This window comes from Acetobacter orientalis (genome assembly GCF_000963965.1).
GTDB lineage: Bacteria > Pseudomonadota > Alphaproteobacteria > Acetobacterales > Acetobacteraceae > Acetobacter > Acetobacter orientalis.
Genome location: NZ_BAMX01000014.1, coordinates 233094 through 253150, shown reverse-complemented (window position 1 = coordinate 253150; position 20057 = coordinate 233094). Strand labels below are relative to the sequence as shown.

At 53.2% G+C, this 20057-nt stretch carries 13 protein-coding genes; 4 read left to right on the top strand and 9 right to left on the bottom strand.

Annotated features, from left to right (window positions below; translation table 11 throughout):
* The first annotated feature begins 85 nt into the window (after positions 1-85).
* Positions 86-2272 (top strand): FUSC family protein, encoded by a 2187-nt coding sequence (locus Abor_RS06860; RefSeq protein ID WP_126621566.1) that lies wholly within the window; start codon positions 86-88, stop codon positions 2270-2272.
* Here the strand turns inward: Abor_RS06860 and Abor_RS06855 are convergent.
* A complete protein-coding gene (locus Abor_RS06855; RefSeq protein ID WP_048841074.1) occupies positions 2269-3312 on the bottom strand; it encodes an ion channel in 1044 nt (347 codons plus the stop codon). The two genes, Abor_RS06860 and Abor_RS06855, sit on opposite strands and share 4 nt — an antisense overlap.
* A gap of 204 nt (positions 3313-3516) precedes the next feature.
* Here Abor_RS06855 and guaD point away from each other — a divergent pair, with 204 nt between their 5' ends.
* The 3 genes from guaD to Abor_RS06840 all read left to right on the top strand — a co-directional run bounded on the left by guaD (position 3517) and on the right by Abor_RS06840 (position 7318).
* Positions 3517-4830: a guanine deaminase gene (gene guaD / locus Abor_RS06850; protein ID WP_126621565.1), complete on the top strand. Its 1314-nt coding sequence runs from the start codon at positions 3517-3519 to the stop codon at positions 4828-4830.
* A 176-nt stretch (positions 4831-5006) separates the two neighbouring features.
* On the top strand, positions 5007-5855 hold the full coding sequence (locus Abor_RS06845) for an ABC transporter ATP-binding protein (protein ID WP_048841073.1): 849 nt from the start codon (positions 5007-5009) through the stop codon (positions 5853-5855).
* Complete coding sequence (locus Abor_RS06840; protein WP_048841072.1) at positions 5852-7318, top strand: hypothetical protein; 1467 nt, start codon at positions 5852-5854, stop codon at positions 7316-7318. The genes Abor_RS06845 and Abor_RS06840 overlap by 4 nt, the downstream gene beginning before the upstream one ends.
* A 432-nt stretch (positions 7319-7750) precedes the next feature.
* Here Abor_RS06840 and Abor_RS06835 read toward each other — a convergent pair whose 3' ends face one another.
* From Abor_RS06835 to Abor_RS06800, 8 genes are all read right to left on the bottom strand, one after another.
* Positions 7751-8686 carry a tetratricopeptide repeat protein gene (locus tag Abor_RS06835; protein WP_048841071.1) on the bottom strand — a complete coding sequence of 312 codons (936 nt, stop codon included), beginning with the start codon at positions 8684-8686 and terminating at the stop codon, positions 7751-7753.
* Positions 8683-9633, bottom strand: a complete 951-nt coding sequence (locus Abor_RS06830) for an MlaD family protein (protein ID WP_048841070.1) — start codon at positions 9631-9633, stop codon at positions 8683-8685. Before Abor_RS06830 ends, Abor_RS06835 begins: the two co-directional genes overlap by 4 nt.
* The gene (locus Abor_RS06825; RefSeq protein ID WP_048841069.1) at positions 9633-10334 is read right to left on the bottom strand and encodes an ABC transporter ATP-binding protein; all 702 of its coding nucleotides are present in this window, start codon (positions 10332-10334) and stop codon (positions 9633-9635) included. The genes Abor_RS06830 and Abor_RS06825 overlap by 1 nt, the downstream gene beginning before the upstream one ends.
* Before the next feature lie 3 nt (positions 10335-10337).
* Positions 10338-11231: an MlaE family ABC transporter permease gene (locus Abor_RS06820; RefSeq protein WP_052946378.1), complete on the bottom strand. Its 894-nt coding sequence runs from the start codon at positions 11229-11231 to the stop codon at positions 10338-10340.
* A complete protein-coding gene (locus Abor_RS06815) occupies positions 11228-13564 on the bottom strand; it encodes an adenylate/guanylate cyclase domain-containing protein (RefSeq protein WP_048841068.1) in 2337 nt (778 codons plus the stop codon). The genes Abor_RS06820 and Abor_RS06815 overlap by 4 nt, the downstream gene beginning before the upstream one ends.
* 211 nt (positions 13565-13775) lie before the next feature.
* Positions 13776-15272 (bottom strand): Ppx/GppA family phosphatase, encoded by a 1497-nt coding sequence (locus Abor_RS06810; RefSeq protein WP_048841067.1) that lies wholly within the window; start codon positions 15270-15272, stop codon positions 13776-13778.
* A 66-nt stretch (positions 15273-15338) separates the two neighbouring features.
* On the bottom strand, positions 15339-17603 hold the full coding sequence (locus Abor_RS06805) for an RNA degradosome polyphosphate kinase (RefSeq protein WP_048841066.1): 2265 nt from the start codon (positions 17601-17603) through the stop codon (positions 15339-15341).
* Between the two features lie 252 nt (positions 17604-17855).
* A complete protein-coding gene (locus Abor_RS06800) occupies positions 17856-19946 on the bottom strand; it encodes a S46 family peptidase (RefSeq protein WP_052946377.1) in 2091 nt (696 codons plus the stop codon).
* Positions 19947-20057: the final 111 nt, after the last annotated feature.

Here is a 20057-nt window from a genome sequence, read left to right as displayed (position 1 = left end):
CCTCACTTTTTCGTGTTATAACAACACAGGAGGAACCGGTCTGTCTGTGTACGCATTTCCAAACATGCCATTTTTGCCCGCCCGTATGCAGGCATGGCTTAAGCAAAGCGCCCAAAAGAAGACGGGCTTTGGTAACAGCACACCACCACTTGCGTGGCTCTTTGCCCCTTCTGCCACCAACCTTGGTTTTGCACTACGCACCACCTGTGCTGCGCTCCTTGCCTTAACACTGGCCCTATGGATGGAAATGGACAGCCCCCAATGGGCCGCCATGACCACATGGATTGTTGCCCAGAACTCACGCGGGCAAAGCCTATCCAAAGCGCGCTGGCGGCTTATTGGCACCTTTATTGGCGCGGTTTGCGGTATCGCTTATCTGGCAGCGTTTCCCCAAAGCCCGTGGCTGCTGTTTCCACTCTTGGCACTCGGGGCTGGGGCGTGCTGCGCGTGGGCCACGTTTTTACGCAACTTTCGCTCGTACGCGTTGGTGCTGGTTGCCTTTACCTGCACCATTATTGTGCTCAGCGCGGCCAACCAACCCGACAACGTGTTTATGATAGCGCTGTCGCGCACAACCTACATTACGCTGGGTATTTTGTGTGAAAACGGGCTGGCCATGCTCTTTGCCCCAAAGCTAGACGTTGTTGCCAAAGAAGAAATACGTACCCGCCTGCAAGACACGTTTTGCCGCGCCAGCCTTAGCATGGCCGACCTTTTAACCGGCGCGCAAGATGGCCTTATGCGCTCACGCGCTTTGTTTGGCAGTATTCCCTCTCTGGCAGACCAAACCGAATTTAGCACCATAGAAATGGGGCCACACAGCCACGCAGGCGACCACACCCGTGCGGCCCTTGCGGCTATTTCTACCTTTTTGGCGCGCGGCGTGAGCCTACACCAGCACATGCTGGCCGCGGCCCCCGTGCCAGAAAATTTTAAGCAGCAATTACACACCCTGCGCACCTTGCTTAGCCAAGTGCCCGCACAGTTTAACAGCCCAGACCCCGTGCAGGCAGCCCATAACCTACGCCAAACCCTACTGCGCTGCCGCACTGACTCTTTGCAATACGCCACAGACTACTTAACCCAATTTGAAAAGCTACGGGTTTATGAGCCAGCCCCTACGCCCTTAATGCAAGAACTGCTTGAATGCCGTATTTTGCAAGCAGCCCTTGCCAAACTCTTGCTCGAATTTGACCGCGCTCTGGCACATTTTATCGCAACACAAACGCCCCCCGCCAAAGATCACTTCCGCTTCGACCGGCAACCAGAAAAAGATTACACCCTCGCGTTCTATAATGGCCTACGCTCAGCCGTAGCCATTTGTTTGGGCGGTTTATTGTGGGAAATAACAGCATGGCCAGAAGGCTCTACCGTTGCCATGTTTGTGGCCGTAACCAGCACGCGTTTTTCCTCTTTTGAAAACCCGGTTGTGGCCTCTGGTGGGTTTTTGCGCGGGGCTGTGTGGGCGGCGTTTGTGTCGTTTTTTCTGGTGTTTCTGGTGCTCCCCCAGCAAGCCAGTGTTGAAACCCTCCTTGCCTCTCTCTTTTTGCCCATGTTGGTGGGGGGGCTTGCCCTCCGTGCGCCTAACGCCACCGGCACGGCCGCAGCATACAACAATTTTTTGCCATTTATGGTTGGCCCAGCCAACCACACCCGGCTTGATGAGCTAACATGGCTTAACACCACACCCGCCGTTGTTTTTGGTATTGCGCTAGGGGTTTGGGCTTTTAGGCTTGTGCTACCGTTTAATGCCGCAGCAGAACGGTGGCGCATACGCACCAAACTGGTCAAAGACCTTCGTAGGCTTTGCGCCTGTGGCACAGCGTTTGACACCACAAGTTGGATGGCGCGCTCAGGCAACCGGCTTGCCCAAATTATACGCCACGCAGGCCAACACCCAGATGCCACTACCGAAGCCTATTTGGCCGGTGCAATGGGGCTTATGACAGTAGGCTTACTCGCCCTACGCCTGCATTATGTGCTGGCAGGCAACAGTATTAGGCCAGACCAACAAGCGTTGTTACGCACTGTGCTTAACACCATAGCCCACAGCCGTGGCTACACTTTACAACCCGCCCACGTTGCCACACAAGCACTCCAAACCCTGCTGCCCATGGCGTTACAAGAGAAAAATCTCTCGGTTCACCTTGAGCTAACACGCGCCATCAGCAGTTTGGAGGTAATGCGTAAAGAACTTGAGAGCAACGCCACATTTCTTGATACCACCCGCCGCTTTCGTATTACGCGCAAGGCAAATACCGTTGGTCTTTAATGTTCTTCAATGTCATGAAAGCGCGTGTAATCGACCGCAATACGCCCATCTGGGCGCGAAAGCACAATATCTACAAACCTATGGTTATGGCGCACATGGGTAAAGCGGTAGGCTGTGCGGGCAAAAACGGTTTGGCCCAAGGCTTCGTCTGTGCCGGTTACGGTCACAACAATTTCGGCCCCTTCGTGTTCTAATTCAGCCACGGTTTTACCGTGCAAAGGGCTTTCTGGCCCAATAACGTGCGCCATAACAAACGCAAAACGCAGTACGGGAAAATGCGATTGCACCAAAGCCAACTGGTCAAATTGCCTAACAAGGTGCCCGTTTTCGCTCATCACCAAGCGAGAGAGCGCCACCTCAACATCAAGAGACAAAATAACGCTCATGCGCATGTTAGCTATACGAATGCACAAAGCTGGCACGCCATTTTCGTTACTAATAACTGCTGTATTGCTAAATAAAATACGCGCTCTAGGCCGGGCAAAACGCGCAAACACCACACCGGTTGAAAGCGCATTTATCATCATACCAACCAGCACCTCAAACGACACAATGGTGTGGGCATACAGCCCCACAGGGGCCATGCCCCCATACCCAACGGTTGAGAGAGTTTGCACACTAAAAAAGAACAAAGACAGCAACGTATGCTGGCCATCTGCTGTTACCTGCTCGGGCTTTACCCAGTAAAGCAGGGCAAAAAACAGGTTAACCGCAATGTAAAAAATAAACGCAAAGCAGGCAAAGGTACCCCAGCTTGCGGTTAGGGCATGGTGGTAAAAATCTGTCCAAAAACTATCGCGCAGGCCCACACGCACCACTTCATCATGGCTTTTTTCTTCCATCATGGCGTGCGCTTTAAAGCGGCGCATGGCGTCTTTAGTGGTTAAATGCAGTTTGTTGGGGCTTTTAGGGGGGGCACCACCAGCCGCCTTTTTAGGCGCAGGCTGGTCGGGGGCCTGTGGCTCCTCCCCCAAGGGAGTATATTTGGCAATGCGCCGGGCTGTGCGTTGTTCCTTCATGCGTTGCCATAAGCTTTTCATACGCCCTGCCCTTTTACTTACTGGCGCATAAAGCCTCTGTGCCCCTGCCAGCCTTTAACCCTGTTTGCTGATACACTGCTCTTTTGTGTTGCAAAGCCTTTATTCCTGCATGGAACGGTTGCGCAAAGCCCTGTAACATTTGGCTGAATACCTCTTGCCTTTTTGCTTAACCGGACACCCCTATGCCCCATACCCCCCCCCACAATAGCACTCCGTGGTTGCCTTCTCTCTTTCAAGGGCAACCCTTTCACCTGCCCGCCAGAAGAAGCACTGTGGGTTGAGGAAGATGGTTTGCTTATCATGCAAAATGGTAAAATTACGCACTGTGGGCCCTACACACAAACGCACCAGTTTTTGCCCGCAAACTGCCCTGTAACCCACTACCCAGACAGCCTTATAAGCGCGGGTTTTATAGACACCCACGTGCATTACCCCCAACTGCCCGTTATTGCCTCATGGGGGGATGAGTTACTGGCGTGGCTCCAACACTATGTGTTTCCCGCTGAAAGCCGCTTTGCAGATAAAACCTTTGCCTCAGCCACAGCTAAGGCCTTTTTAACTGAGCTTTTGCACAACGGCACCACAACGGCGGCTGTCTATTGCACCGTACACTCACACTCCGTTGATGCTTTTTTTGAAGAATCAGCCCGCCTTGGCACCCGCATGATTGCAGGCAAAGTGCTGATGGATCGTAACGCGCCAACTGCCCTACAAGACACAGCCCAGCAAGGTTATGCTGATTCAGCCGCACTTATTGCACGCTGGCACGGTAACGGGCGGCAACTTTATGCTGTAACCCCACGCTTTGCGCTTACCAGCACGCCAGAACAACTTGAACTAGCAGGTACGCTCTTTAACAGCCAACCGGGCTTGTTTATGCAAACCCACCTGTCTGAAACACAGCAGGAATGTGCAGAGGTTAAAAGGCTTTTTCCTAACGCCAGTTCCTACCTTGATGTGTACGACAAAGCGGGGCTCGTTGGCCCACGGGCACTTTTTGGCCACGGCATTCATTTACACGAACAAGACTTTCAACACTGCCACACAACAGGCTGCATGTTAGCCCATTGCCCTACGTCTAACCTGTTTTTAGGTAGTGGGCTGTTTAAACTGTTTGACGCCAAAGCCCCCCACCGCCCCGTGCATGTTGGTTTGGGCACAGATGTAGGGGCAGGTACCAGTTTGTCTCTCCTTGCCACAATGGGTGAGGCCTACAAGGTTTCTGCACTAACAGGTGGGCCAAAGCTCCATGCTCTTCAGGCCTTTTGGCTTGCCACCGCAGGGGCTGCACAAAGTTTGCACCTCAGCCATAAAATAGGCACGCTTGCCGTTGGTATGGAGGCCGATCTATGCGTTCTCAACCCAAAAGCCACCCCGCTTTTGGCGCAGCGTACCCAGCGCAGCCAAAGCATTGCAGACGCCCTGTTTGCCCTCATGATCTTGGGAGACGACCGCTGCATAGAAGCCACATGGGTTAACGGCCACTGCGTATACCAACAGCCGCACAAGGGCTTATAAAGTCTTAAAAAATTACAGGATTATGACGTGCTTATTATATTAGGCCACAATTAGAAAACCAGCCCTTAAAGCCCGCAAAAAACACCATCTTGGGCGTTTACCCGGCTGCATTCTTAAGGGCATAGTCTAACACGCAAATGTTGAGCGTTTACTGACAAACGAAAGAGAGCCTACGCGTGGTAGAGCCTGTGCCCCCCTGTACCATTCAGGGGCTTGTCAAACAGTATGGTGCCAAACAGGCGCTTAATGCTGTTAGCCTTACCTTACAGGCCGGAGAAATTGCAGCCCTGCTTGGCCCCAATGGTGCAGGCAAAACAACCCTTATTGGGTGCCTATTAGGCTTTCTTTCAGCCGATACAGGGCATATTCACCTTTTTGGTGAAGACATAAACAGTCTTACCCCCCAAACCCGCAACCGCATTGGCTTTGTGCCCCAAACCATGACAGGCCTAACATGGTTTAAAGTGGGTGAGTTGCTCACCTACCTTGCAGGCTACCGCGCGGCCAACACCCCACAAGATAACCGCTGGCTACAATGGGCAGACCTAGACCCCCAAGCCCGCGTTAAATCTCTCTCTGGTGGAGAGCGCCAACGCCTTGCCATTGTGCTGGCCCTGCGCTTTTGCCCAGACCTTATTGTGCTAGACGAACCCGTGGCCAGCCTAGACCCCCAAGCCCGTTACGACTTTATGCAACTGCTACCAGACTATGCCCGCGCACATGGGGCAACGGTGCTCATTTCGTCACACATCATCTCCGACCTTGAGAAAATATGTGACCAGTTCATTATTATGCAAAAAGGGCATATTAAACTTACACTCTCCCATACCATGCTGCATGAGCATATTCGCCTACTTTCTGCAGCCCCCCCCACAGACTGGGGCTTAATACCTCTGGCTCCCGGCTTAAATGGCGGCATATGGGTATCTGGCTGGCACACTGCGTTAACAGAAAATGCGGCACAAGCAGGCATAACCGCCAGCATGCCAGATATTGAAAACCTGTTTCTGGCTCTGTCAAAATGAGCCGTAAAACCCTGCACGCTTTACGGCTATACGCCTCTCCCGTGTTTACACGAGAAAACCCTACCTTTTTTACGGGTCTGCTCTTTGTCGGTGTGTGCATTCTGGCCACCTATTTTGAGCACACACCAGCCGCCCAGCATGCTGGGCCTTTCAAACTACCACCCCAGCTAGGTGTATGGTGGTGGCTCAGTTTGCAGGCCCTGCTTACAAGTATTGCCTGCCATTACTGGCGGCAGGTACGCAGCCCCCTTGCCAGCATGACCGCTGGCATGATCGATGCTGAATACCACGCCGTGCATTACGTATTGGCCAGTGCTCTTTTACTCTTGGCCCTGCCATTAGTGCTTATCGGTGCCCCGCCACTCAATGTGCTGGCACAAGAAAGCCTATGTGCCGCCCTAAGCGTAAATGGAGACATGGTTGGCCCCAAACAACTCCGCAAACCCATGCGACTTTTACGTGTGCTGCTTATGTTTTTTATTTTTGCAGCATTTATGTTTCCCGGCGCGCAAGAGGCTGTACTCTCTGCCCCTTGGTATGTTGCACTCGGCTTAATTGGTATAAGCCTAATTTTTACACTTATTGAACTCCACCACAGGCCCGCCACCCCAGCCACTGCGCAAAGTGCATACACACCAGTAAAGCAAGATAACCCCAAAATTTTGCCGTATGCCAAGCGCACTAATACCAATACCAGCACCAGCACCAGCACCAGCACCAGCACCAGCACCAGCACGCGTATAAGCACTTTGCTTTTGTGGCAATTTGCTTGGCTGCGTCAGCCTGTCATGCCCAACACCATGGCCACACCGGGGCCTGTTGGGTTTGCACTTAGCGCTGCTGTTCTGCTTATTGGGTTTATTATACTGACAGTTTTTATGGGCATCTTTACGCAAGGAGCCTTACCCACATGGCCACACTTAAAAATGGGCTTACGCTCTGCCCCAGTTATGCTCTGCATGATTTTTAGTAGTGGGCTTTCAACATGGTTACTCGCCAGAGCAGACTGGCCTTTTATGCTCAACCTTGCTGGCTACGGCACCCGTTATAACTTTGCTGTGGCACTCTATACCACCCATGCTAAACGCACCGTACAACTGGCGTGCATGGTAACACTCACCTGTGCCCCTTTAGGTGTTTTTCTCTCTAATTTACCGTGGCATCGCTTGCCTCTTACGGCACTTTGTCTTTTTAGCACCGTAATAGGGGTAAGTTATTTACCCAGCTTGGGCATTCTTCTCTTCAAAAAAAGCCAGACTATTTTTATCACAGTCCTAAATTTACTTGGCTCCTTTGTGGGGCTTCAAAGCGCATTTCTTATAATGCTCAGTAAAACCCAACCACCCTTGTGGTTTTATGCGCTTACCCTCTCAGCCATACCGTTTGCAGCCTGCATGGCATGGGCAGCCCCACGCGCCTTGGCCCGCGCAGACTGGCCAATACAGCCCCCCGCCACTCCCTAAAAATGGCACACTCTATAAAGACTGTTTTAAAAACCTATCGGGCCAGCCCCACCTACTGCCTTAAACCTGCAAGGCCCACATCTGTGCCCCGATAAAGCAGTATTGTGGGAAGCAAAGCTGTTTACTTACTGACTTACAAAAACACAAAATCAGCTACTCATTTTTAATGCCTAAAACACCCTTCCAAGACTGAAAATCACTGATATTTTTGTAGTTTAATAGGCCGCTTACCGCCACAACACAGGCGCATGAGCGAAAAACAGCGTATGCAAGCGCTGAGGCTACACCGCCCCACCTAGAAAGCTTTTCAATCACGCACTAGGCCCGTTAAGGCACAAAATAGACAGACATTTTTACCCTTATAGCCGCCACTTCATACTGCACACACAGTCCCCTAAAACACTCAGGGCACACCAACCAGCTAAACGCCTCTTAAGGTGTTTTGGGTGTTGCAAACGGCCTAAGCACTAAACCCGTACCAGCTTGAGCGCCCCATTGTTGTGCATCTTCAGACGCCGTGTGCGTGTTGCCACGGCTTAAGGCACCATGGGCTAGTGTTGCGGCATCGCCCTGTGCTGCGTTATCAGCCTCTACTGCCGCACTTTGTGCTGCCCGTGCCCACAGGGCCGTAGCGCGGTTATTATCACCCATGCGGCTGGCTGCTGTACCGGCCAACGCCAACGCACGCGACATATCGCTATAAGCTGCATCATCGCGCCGCAATGTGGCGGCCTGCTCGGCCAGAGTAGCAGCCTGTGCAGGGTTGCTGGCCAACACATAACGCGCTGCAATTTCGGCTTTATCTGCCTGTAAAGAGCGTGACAGCTTGCCGTTTAACCCCTGCAAAATACTGTTGGCCTGTTGCAGAGCCGCTTGGTTGCCCGCTTCATCAGCCGCAAGGCCCATAACAAGGGCAGCCCGGCCTTGTGCCTCGGCACTTGGGTCGGCTAAGGCGTGTTGGGCATACTGTATTGCTTGCTGTGGCTGCTTTAGGCGGTACAACACCGCAGCCTGCACAAGGTCGAAAGAGGTTGCCTGGCTATTGCCCCTAGCACTTGCCGCCTGCCGCGCAGCCTGTAGCGTTTGCAGGGCAGCTTGTGGTTGGTCTGCTGCCAGTTGGGCTACTGCTAAATTATAGCCCGCTTCGGCTATCGCGGCCCCATCATCACGCAAGACAGCAAGGGTTGCAGCCCGGCGGTACTGGTTTATGGCAACGCTATACCGCCCAAGATCAAACGAGTCCGTGCCTGCTGTCATGGCTTGGTCCCACTGCGCATCATCTCGTGCAGTGGGGGCCTCCTGCCCGCCGCCGCACCCGGCCAAGGCTAAGGGGGCAAGCAGTAATAAGAGCTTTGCGTGTTTTTTCATGGCCGCACCTGCCGGGGTGCCAAGCGGTTTTTCTTTTCTACTTTTTGGCCACCCAATAACCACATACCCCTGAGCTGGTCTGTCAGTTTTTCTAACCCGTACAGGGTTGTTTGCGCCTGCGCCAACAGGGCTGGCAGGTCTGCCGTGCTGGCTTCTACGCTACTGGCAATAGCAGGCAGGTGCGGTGTGGCGCCTTTTAGGTCATGCGATGCAGACTTGATGTTGCCCATGGTCGCATCGGTCTTGCTCATAATAGCCGCAATCTGGCCTTCTATCGGCTTTAGGCGGTCTATTACAGCATTAAGCGATACAGCGGCAGACTGCGCTTGGCGAATAAGTTCATCATTGGTCATAAGCTGCCCAACGGTGCCTTTGCCTGCGTGCATGTCTGTAATGGTCGCATCAAGCTGGGCCATCATGTGCCGTGCATTGCCCAAGGCTGGCATAATTTCTGCCTGAATATCATTCAGGGTTGCGGTAATCATATCTGCCGGGTTGGGCGCAGGTGTGGCGCTAATAACTGCATAGCTCCAGTCCATGGGGTCACCGTGGCCCCGGTTAAGGTCTAGGTAAGCAGAGCCTGCCACAATAAACTGCTTACGAATAACCGCCGTGCTGTCTCTGCGGATAAACGGTTTGGCCTGCGGGTCTAGGTCAACCAGCACATACATATCACCCGATGGGTTGAGCTTGATGGAGCGAATTGTCCCTGCATGTGCACCAAGCAATTGCACATCCCCCCCAACGGTTAGGCCGCCCACACCGCCAGAAGGCAGTGTAACCCTTAGTTTGGCAGGGGGTGTCAGCCAGTCACGCAGCACACCGGCCTCAATCACGGCGCCAGCAAACAGCACCAGACTAAGGAGTACAAGAAAGCCAACCCACTCATCAGCATAGCGAAGAGAGATTAGCGGTTTTACTTTTTGTCGTAAGCGGATCTGGAACATTACCCCATCCGTACTGCTACAAGCCCGTCATCGGCAAGACGCCACCTGCTGGTTACACCCTGCCAGTACCTTTGCCCTACGGCATTACTGCGTACCAGCCAGATAATCCCAGCCCCTTTGTCCCGTGCTGTGGTAATAGCGCTTAAAAAAGCGTCTTCCAAATCAGCAGGACTTGCTTCCAGCGGGTCTTCCAGAAGCAAAAGGTGCGGGCGGCCCATAAACGCCCTAACGCAGGACGCCCGCAATAAATCAGCATCAGAGAGCATAGCCGGGCGCAAAACCGGCAGACCCGGCAGGCCAAACTGCTCACTTAAACGAGAAGCCTCAGCCACCACATCATTCACATCGCGCGTGGTGTGGTGCAGTTGCTGGAGCATAATACCCATGTGGGTGCCTAAAAAGTCTGTCCAGCTTGGGCGGCGGGTAATGCGCCCAATACGCCCGCGCAGAGCATTCACCTCGCGGTCGTGTAGTTCTGTCCAGTCTAGCCCCATAAATTTTACGGCACCATCGTTTAACGGCACCAGCCCAGAGCATAGGTCGGCAAAAATAGTAGCGCGAGAGGCATCGCGCGCCTCAACCACGGCGCACTCTCCGGGCATAAGCCGCATACTAAACGGCACGGGCGGCAGGCCGCTTTCTTCAAAAGAGGGAATGGCCTTGTTCAACTCTAAAACCGGCCCAACATTGCGCGTTTCCATACCCTAAAAATCCAGACTAAACAGAACGCTGACCGCCATAACAATCAACATTCCTCTGGAAAAGCCGCGCGGCAGGAGTGTACGCAAATTGTCTTCGTTTGTGGCGGTAAGCCCAGTCAGGCAGCCCCCTACCCCCACAACAAACCCAACAACAATAAATTTGAGCGGTATAATAATATAATCCGCGCCAGACATGGCCGTAACCACATCGTAAAAAAACGTCCAGACCGGGTTAGTAATAACCCCTGAAATACGGCTGATAATATACCCCGTCAGCAACGCCGCAAACGAGAACAGAATACCAAGCGTAAACCCACCAACCGTAAAGGCTAGCGTACGCGGCATAACCAGCAGCAAAAACGGGTCTAGCCCCTGCGCCTGAAACGAGCGGATCTGCCCCCCAGTGGTTAACAGCCCAAGCTCGGTAACCGACAGCATACCATTACGGCCCAGCAGCAAAATACCAACCAGAATAGGGGCAATTTCGCGCACAACCACATTCACCAAAATAGAACCGGTCATTTTGGCAAGGCCCGCAAAACCCAGCCAGTAAATGGTTTGAGAAACCGCAGCAACACCGGTTAGCGTACCTGCAAACAAGGTGGCAATGAGGCCGCCCCCTATTACGCTGTTTAGGGTTACGCCAAATTCGTACCGCACTGTTCTGCGCCAAGAATGTGCCCTAAAGCTCTCAAAAATGACGCCCCAGCACGCCCCCATCATAATAAGAAAAAACCAGAGCTGGTGCCGCGTTAACCGCCCCAACCATGCAAGCCTGCGCAAAATGCGCACTTTTAGGCTCAACGGTGCGCGTTGCGCCTGCTGGTGGTTTTCTGCCTCCAAAATGGGGTCGCGGTCACTACCCGGCTCGCGTTGGTTTGTATTTGTTTCACTCATCGGCGTGCAGCCAACACATACGCCCGGCCTAACCCTAAGTGAGGTGCAAAAAATGCCCCACGGCTACGGAACAGGTAACGGTCACGCAAAACAGAATAAACCCGCTCTGTTACCTGAATGGTACCTGCATCTGCCGCCCCTTGGGCCATAAGTTCAGCCACAGAAACGGTTTGCCCCCACAAATTAAACACTTGTGGCTCTGCCCCCACTGCGCCACCAAAGGCCGCCCCGTAATCTAGCCCCATGGTAAAGACAGGCTCTAGGTTAGCCGCGGCCAGAATGCCCATGCAGGTTTCGCGCATGGTTAGGGCGGCTTCTGCAACACGTATCAGGGCTGTTGGGTCTTCGTGCTCGGTGCAGCCTGCCATACAAATAAGCCTATGGCCTGCAACCTCTACCGCAAACAGGTGGCTTTCAATGGCAATACGCTGCACCTCTGTGGCAATGCGGTTAATAAGGTCAAGCACGCCTTGCGTTTCTGTGCCGCCATCTACCACCGGGTCGCTAAAGGTAATGACCAACACAGCCACAGCTGGGTAAATACCAGAAGACTGCACAGCACCCGTTTGGGGCGCACGCATAAGCATGTTGTCAAACTTTGTTGCAGGCAAAGATGCCGCCTGTTGCAAAGCCTCATGCAGTTTGTCTGCCGTGCTTATGCTTGCCCCTTCTGGCGTGTCTGTATGCGCCCCGTACAAAGAGGCAAGCCGCATACCAGCAACAGAGGCAATCAGGTCAACAAAGTAAAGCAAATGCGGGGCCATGGCCGCATCTTCCAGCACAAGGGTGCCAATAACCCCATTAGCGCCATGCACAGGGTATACAGCAACGCCGTGCGTACCAACCTCGCGCATTACCAAGCGCTCAAACTGGGCCGTACGGGTATCTGCTGCGGCATTCTGGGCGGTAAAGGCTTCTCCTTCCTCTACAGCTTTAAAGAAGTCTTCCATTTCAGAACGCGACATTTCAAAGCCGCCAGAATGTGTGTCCTGCTTCTGGTCATAAGAATCTTCACAAATAATGGCAGAGCCATCATGCAGAAAACGCCACACACTCGCCCTATGCGCCGAGGCAAGATGGGCAAGCTGCTCTGTTAACACCAACGAATCATTGGCAGGGTCAAACAAGTGCGGCGTTGCGGCTACCTGCTGCACGGCAGCGGTCTCGCGCGTAATTTGGCTTGCTTGCGCGCGCAGTTTACGGTCGCTCCGCTCCGAACGCCGCACCTGCCTAATGAGCAAAGCCGCTAACACAAGCGAGAACACAATAATAACACCCGCAAACTGCAAGCTCTGCTGGCTGCTTTGCTTAGCAAACCCGGCAAAATCGCTCTCTGGGGCTGAAAGGAGCAAAACCCAATCTTCAGATGAATTTGGTAAGGGCGATGCTATGGTCACGTAGCGTTTGTTGTTTAATTCAAAACTGGCTGGGCCAAAGTTATGCACGCGGTAATGGTCAAAACCCCGCGCAAAGACCGGGTGGGTCTTGGGGTTAATGATCATTTTATTGGGGTCCCACCCGGCAGCTTCGGCCTGCTGCATAAGGTGGCGGCCCGCCATAACGCGGCCCTTGCTGTCTAAAATAATAGCGTTGCCGCTTTTACCAACCTTAATATGGTCAAGAAACGCGCTCAGCTCATTCAAAGAAATGTTGGTTGCAAAAACCAGTGTATGCCCATCTATTCCCTTAAACCGTAGCGAACTGGTCATGACAAACTGGTGCGATGTCGCAAACAGGTAGGGCTGTGTCCACTTTATATCTGTGCTGTTTTCTGTGTTTTTATACCAAGGGCGGTTGCGGGGGTCGTAGTCTTTGGCATCATCATCAGCTTCGCCAATTTTTACGCCATCATCTGTAAAATAATCATGATGGAATACTTTGTGCCCACCGCGCTCCTGCAAGGTGGTGCGCTCTTGGTTTTTACCATCTTTACCACGGGTAATAAGGGTAAAATGCCCGCTATCATCAGCCAGATAAAAAGACTGTAACTGCGGCACGCTCCGCAGCATAGCGGCGCCGTAAGAATAAAAAACCTTATCCTGCACTGCCACAGGCACATGCTCTATCATGCCAGAGGCAACAATATTCCCTGCGGCGGCGGGCATAATGTAATCTGAAACTTCTTGGGCAATGTAATGCTGCACAGCGCCCAATAGCTCGTGCGTAAGCGCTTTAACGCCAGCCCGTGTCGTGCGGTAAGAATGAAGGCCAATAAACGCCACCGCCAAAATACCCAAAATAAGGGCAAAGAGCGGCAAGACCAGATGGATCAGAACACGACGCACCGACACATCGTGCTGAAGGGTTGGGTCAACAATTTCTTCAGAAGACACGAGCTGCTTTCCACCGACTTTTAGCCACTGGTCTCCCCTTTCCGCAGGCAGTTATGGCCTGTTTCCACGCCTAGCATGCTCAGGTCGCAAACAGGTGTCTATTTGGTAAGGTTGCCCATAATGGCCAAATTTGTCCACCAAAAAGGCTGTTTGTGCGCTGCACACCAGCTTTGTGGGGCAAAACCTTACGGCCCACCCCACACGACAAACTTTATTTAACGTTTGGTGCGGCCTCAATCAGGCAGGTTGCCACGTCAAGCGTTTGGCCAAGGCGGCTCAAGCTACGCCCTACACTCTCGCCCTTTACTGCCACACGAGACGAGGCAAGCTCCAGCACTAACTCCTTACCCTGCCACGCCAGTTGCGTACCCTCTAACAGCACAGCAGTGCCGCCAGAAACAGAGTAACCAAGCCGCAGCGCCTGCCCCAAAGACACCGCCTGCCGCCATGCGCTTTCGTCTAGCAAAGCGCGTGATGTTGCTAAAAAATCTGCCGTTGTATCGGCCGCATAACGCACCGCTAGGGCTAGGGCTAACCAAGCTCTGGCCTCGTGGTCAAAGCCAACGCCTTGCACCCGCAAAATACGCCAATAGGTTTGCTCGGCGCGGTATTCCGGGTGGTCGTGGCTACCAACATCAGAAAGCCAACAGGCAATACGGCGCAAATGCTTAGCCCGCCGCCCCTCTTTTAAAAACAGAGGGTTTGTCCATTTAAAGAGTGCCTCAGGCACCTTGTTGCTGCGCCCCAAGCGGGCGCACATGTCTTGGGCCACCACTTCCATGGGGTCTTGTGGCAGGCAATCTGGGGCAACATTGAGCATGTACCACCCCTCGCGCAGGCCATCGACGCAAAACACAACCTTGCTGGGCTGTACTTTACGCAACAGGCGGCGCAGTACGGTGGCGGCAAAGGGTACATCGTCCAGCCGTTTTTTAGGGGCTCCGGGCAGGCGCTCCAAACTACGCCGTGGGGCATGTAGCAACCAGCCAGTCATCTCGCGGGCTTCTTCGGCTTCCAGCGTGTAATAATGCACAATATTAAGCGGGTATTGCATGCGTGCTATATGGAGCCGCGCCAGAGCGCGAAACGCGCCGCCCACCAAATACAGCGTGTCTCCCTTAACTTTAGACAACCACGAGACAGCGTTAATATCGGCATCAGCCAAGTTTTTGGCCGCAGCCAAGTCTCCCTTGGCTCGATCACCTAAGCGAATAACACCAAGCGGCAGGGTATTGGCATCATGCCTGCCATCACGCGTTAAGCGAATTAACTCAAGCGAGCCGCCGCCAACATCTGCCACCAAACCAGACGCGCCGGGAATACCGCACATAACCCCTATGGCAGAATGGTCTGCTTCTTCCTCACCCGATAAAATGCGTATGGGCACACCCGGCATATTAGCCCGCAAGGCCGCCACAAATTCTGGGCCGTTAGAGGCGTCACGCACAGCAGCCGTAGCCAAAATTTCAAACGGGTCTGCCCCCATACCCCGCGCAATGGCATGAAAGCGGTTGAGCACTTCCATAGCCATGCTCAGCCCTTCCTCATTGAGGCGGCCTGTTGTGGTCAGCCCGCGGCCAAGGCGCAGCACGGCTTTTTCATTGAAGATGGGAACAGGATTGCGGGAAACCCCTTCGAACACCACAAGGCGTACCGAGTTTGACCCCAAATCTACAACGGCCGAGCGGCGAGGCATTTCAGTCTGCATAAATCGCCTTCTACTCTGGAAAAGGCGCAGGGAAAACCCTGCCCCTTACACCCCAGGTCGTTTTCTTTAATCCTCGAACATCAACCCTTTGGACGCGGGCAAAGATGCAGGGGCCCGTATGGGGGTTTCATGCGCAGCAGAACCCCGCCCAGACAAAGACGGGTGCGTCATAAACCACTCATGCGCAGAAAATGGCCGCGCCCCCGGAGAGAGCCTACGCCACACACCATTTTGCTCTAGCACCCAAGATTGCAGGTTATCTTTTAAGTTAGACACCATAATCTGGTTTAGCATTTGGGCATGCACGGTCTCGTTGGTAACCGGCACCATGCTTTCTACGCGCCAGTCCATGTTGCGTGTCATCCAATCGGCAGAAGACAGGTAAATTTTTGCTGAGCGAGAGGGCAGCCTGTGCCCATTACCAAACGCAAAAATACGCGAATGCTCCAAAAACCGCCCAACAATAGACTTAACGCGAATATTTTCAGACAAACCGGGCACACCGGGCCGCAAGCAGCAAATACCACGCACCACTGCCGCAATTTTCACCCCAGCACACGACGCCCGGTACAAATGGTCTATCAGGCTTGGGTCAACCAACGAGTTCATTTTAAGCCAGATACTCGCCGGACGCCCCGCCTTGGCATGGGCCATTTCTTCTTCAATCAACTCTACCAGCGTTTTACGAATGGTAATGGGCGAGAAAGAAATCGCCTCCATTTCCGCAGGCATAGCGTAACCGGTTACGTAATTGAACAAGCGCGCAGAATCACGCGCCAGTTCTGGCTTACAGGTAAAGAAAGAGAGGTCTGTATAAATTTTAGCGGTTATGGGGTGGTAGTTACCCGTACCAAAATGTGCGTATGAGCGCACTTGGTTGCCCTCGCGCCGTACCACAAGGCTTAGCTTGGCATGGGTTTTTAGGTCGGCAAACCCAAATACCACCTGCACCCCAGCCGCCTCTAGGGCACGCGCTAGGCGAATATTGGCCTCTTCATCAAAGCGGGCGCGCAGTTCCACCATGGCTGTCACAGACTTACCGGCTTCTGCTGCCTCAATCAGCGCCTTAACAATGGGGGAATCGCGAGAGGTACGATACAGCGTTTGCTTAATGGCAATAACGTTAGGGTCTATGGCCGCTTGGCGCAAAAACTGCACCACCACATCAAAGCTCTCAAACGGGTGGTGTACCAAAAGGTCTTTGGCCCGAATGGCCGCAAAGCAGTCGCCATTAAAATCCAAAATCCGTTCAGGAAAACGCGGCGTATAGGGCGGGAACAACAGGTCTGGCCGGTCGTCCACAATCATTTGTTTTAAGTCCACCACCCCTATCATGCCAGAATGTACGGCAATTTCTTCGGGCGGCAGGTCAAGGCCGCTGGCTATGGCCTCTGCCAGTTCATCTGGCACGCGGGTTTCCATGTCCAAATGAATAACCACACCACGGCGGCGGCGCTTTAATGCGGTTTCGTAAGAGCGCACAAGGTCTTCGGCCTCGTCTTCAAACTCGACGTCCGTATCGCGCACAACGCGCATCATACCACTTTCCCCCACCGTCAGGCCGGGGAAAAGCTTATCAACACACAAAGTAATCAGGTCTTCCAGCCGGATAAACCGGGCCGTGCGCCCATCCTCCCCTGCTTGAGTGGGCAGGCGAATAAACCGTTCAACTTGTGCTGGCAGCAAAATAAGGGCGTTCATGGCAAACGCACCGTTTTCTGCCACCAGCAGGCGCAAACCAAGCGCCAGCCCCATGTTGGGAATAAAGGGCAGCGGGTGTGCCGGGTCTACCGCCAACGGCGTTAAAACCGGAAAAACCCGATCCATAAAACAGGTCTCAAGCCATGTATGGTCGGCCTCGCCTAGGTCTGCTGGGTCGCACAATACAATACCATCGGCTGCCAACAGGCCACGCAATTCTGTCCATATGCGTTGCTGCTCACGCAGCAGGGTTACGCACCGCTCGCGCACGGCTTCAAGCTGCTCTGCGGGGGTCAGACCATCGGGGGAAAACGCAACAAGCCCTTCGCGCACCTGCCCAACCAGACCGGCCACACGCACAGAGTAAAATTCATCCAGATTGCTGGCACTAATCGACAAAAACCGCAGCCGCTCTAGCAGTGGGTTGCGGGCGTTGTCGGCCTCTTCCACCACCCGTTGGTTAAAGTCCAACCATGAAAGCTCGCGGTTTATAAAACGGTTGGGTGTTTCTAGCGTATATTTGGGGGGAGCAACCTTACGCGGCGTTACAGCACGCGTGGTTGTGCGCCGTTTGCGCGGTGTTGCTTTGGCAGTGGCGGGCTTTCTCGTTCTTCTACCCTGTGCCGTCACTGTCTTCTCTCCCTTACGCTATAACTGTGCAGAGCTGCTCTTTAGACTTTAGCAGCTTATTTTAAGTCTCTTAGCAAAGCATAACGCAAACAGTTTGCACAGGAAAAGCACGGTAAAGATTACGCTTTTGTGTCAGCCCTCTATAAATAAAGCCGCCCAGAGACACTCTTGGGCAGCTTTAGGGTGTAAACAGCGCAAAACCAGAGGCTACAAAGCCCCAGACCTACCCCATAAGGGGGGGCAAGGCTCTCTTTACAAATGGCCTTTCAACAACTCATCGGCCAAAGACTGGTTTTTATAAACCACTTTCAACGCTTCCAAAATGGCCGCGCTATCTACTGCCACGGCCCGGTTGGTGCTTTCATCATAGTAAAAATCTCCACCAAGCGAGTGGATGTTTCCATCAAAAATAAGCCCCACCGCATGGCCCTGCGCATCGATAACCGGAGAGCCTGAATTACCGCCAATAATGTCGTTGGTAGAGACAAAATCGAACGGTGTTTTCAGGTTTAAACGTGGTTTTGCCGCAAGCCAAGGCTGGCTGAGCTTAAAGGGGTCAGAACCGGTTGCACGCTCATACAAACCTGCAAAATTTGTAAAGGGCGGCACCTCAGCACCGTTTTCATTCCAGCCTTTAACCTGCCCAAAAGAGAGGCGCTGCGTAAATGTCGCATCCGGGTAAGACGCCATACCGTTGCGGGCAAAACGGGCTTTAGCCATGGCTTCTGTCGCTTGCCGTGTGGGGGCTGCCACTTGGTCGTCCATCTGTTTTCTTAGGGCACGTGCTTGCGGCTCTAGTTTACGGGCCAGCACAATCATAGGGTCTTGAGAGGCAGCAATGGCCTGCGCGCCCCCTTTAAAGAGAGCCAAGCGTACTTTGGGGTCTGCCAGTTTTGTGCCTTTTACGAGCTGCTCGGCTACCTCATCTGGGGCAGCTTTGCCTAACACCAGTTTAACGGCGGCATCGTCCGTGCCCAAAATTTGGCGCAACTGGGTCAGAGAGAAAGCAAGCTGTGTTGTCTCCAGCTCTGGGTAAATCGGCGCGGTTGAGCCAAGCTCGGCTTCAAGCGCGGGTAGTCGTGCATCATGAAATGCACTCAAACGCTCTGCATCTGGCTTTTGCTGCTCGCTTGCGGCCCGCACCAACACTTTGGCGTAGCCAAACAACTCACCCCGCAACCCCATACCGGCTTCAAGCATAACATAGGGCTTAAATATACGCTGCTTAACCGCAAGAGCCTGCGCGTTTTTCGCCCATGGGTCACCATAGGTTTTCTTGCGCTCTTCTTCTGCATTAATCCATGCGCGCAGTTCGGCTTCACTTTTAGCTTTGGCGGCAAGCAGCTTGGTATCAGCCAAAACAGGCACACGGCCCCGATACACTTTCAGGCTGTTTTCAATACCAAAAACAAGTTCCTGCGCTTCCTGATGGTGGGCTGCGCTCTCGCGGCTATACTGCCACAAAACCCCATCAAGGGCTGAATACATATCAATCACGAACGGTACGGTTACATTGCGTGAAAACTCAAGCTCAGCCAAAGGCACTTCTCGCTCGGTAGACCCGGGGTTGCCTGATGTAAACACAAGCTGGCCTGCTTTGGGGCCTGCCCCATCAAACGGCAAATAAGCAGAGACCTTGGCTGGTTTACCGTTTTCGTACACACGCAAAAACGCCATATCCAGATCATAACGCGGGAAGTTGAAATTATCTGGGTCGCCACCAAAAAAGGCAGCGCTTTGATCTGGGGCCATAACCAAGCGTACATCTTGGTAGCGGCGGTATTTATACAACGCCACGCGCCCACCGTGGTACAAACTTATAATATCACAGCGCCATGTTTTGGCATCTGCGCCTGCGCATTCTTTTTCTATACTACTTTCTATCGCTTGGCGGGCTTTGGTATAAGCCTCACCCTGCTTGCCTTTAAGCGCATTTTGTACGCGCTCTGTTACGTCTGTTATTGTATCAAGCTGGTTGAGCTCCATAGCCGGGCAGCGTTGTTCTTCTGCTACGGCTTTAGCCGCATACCCATCTTGAAAATAATTGTGCTCTTTATCTGAAAGCTGCTGCAAACACTCATTGGCGCAATGGTGGTTCGTCATGACCAAACCATCAGCCGAGACAAAAGACGCCGAACACCCAAGGGCCAACCGTGCCGAGGCTTTGGTAACGCGCTCCACCCACGCTTTATCTGGCGTAAAATGGTAACGCTCGGCCATTTGCTTGAGCGGCAATGCGTCCATTGTCCACATGCCTTCATCAGCGTGAGCAGACCCGCCCATTACAGGCGCACACGCCAGCACCGCCACAGCCACCAAAGTCCGGGTTGTTCTTTTTGCCATGTTTACACGCACTTTCAGGTTAAAAACGTTATACTATAGCAATTCAACATTAACGGAACCAACATTGCACGCCAAAATAAAAGTATTCCAAATTTTAAACTTAATTCCAAA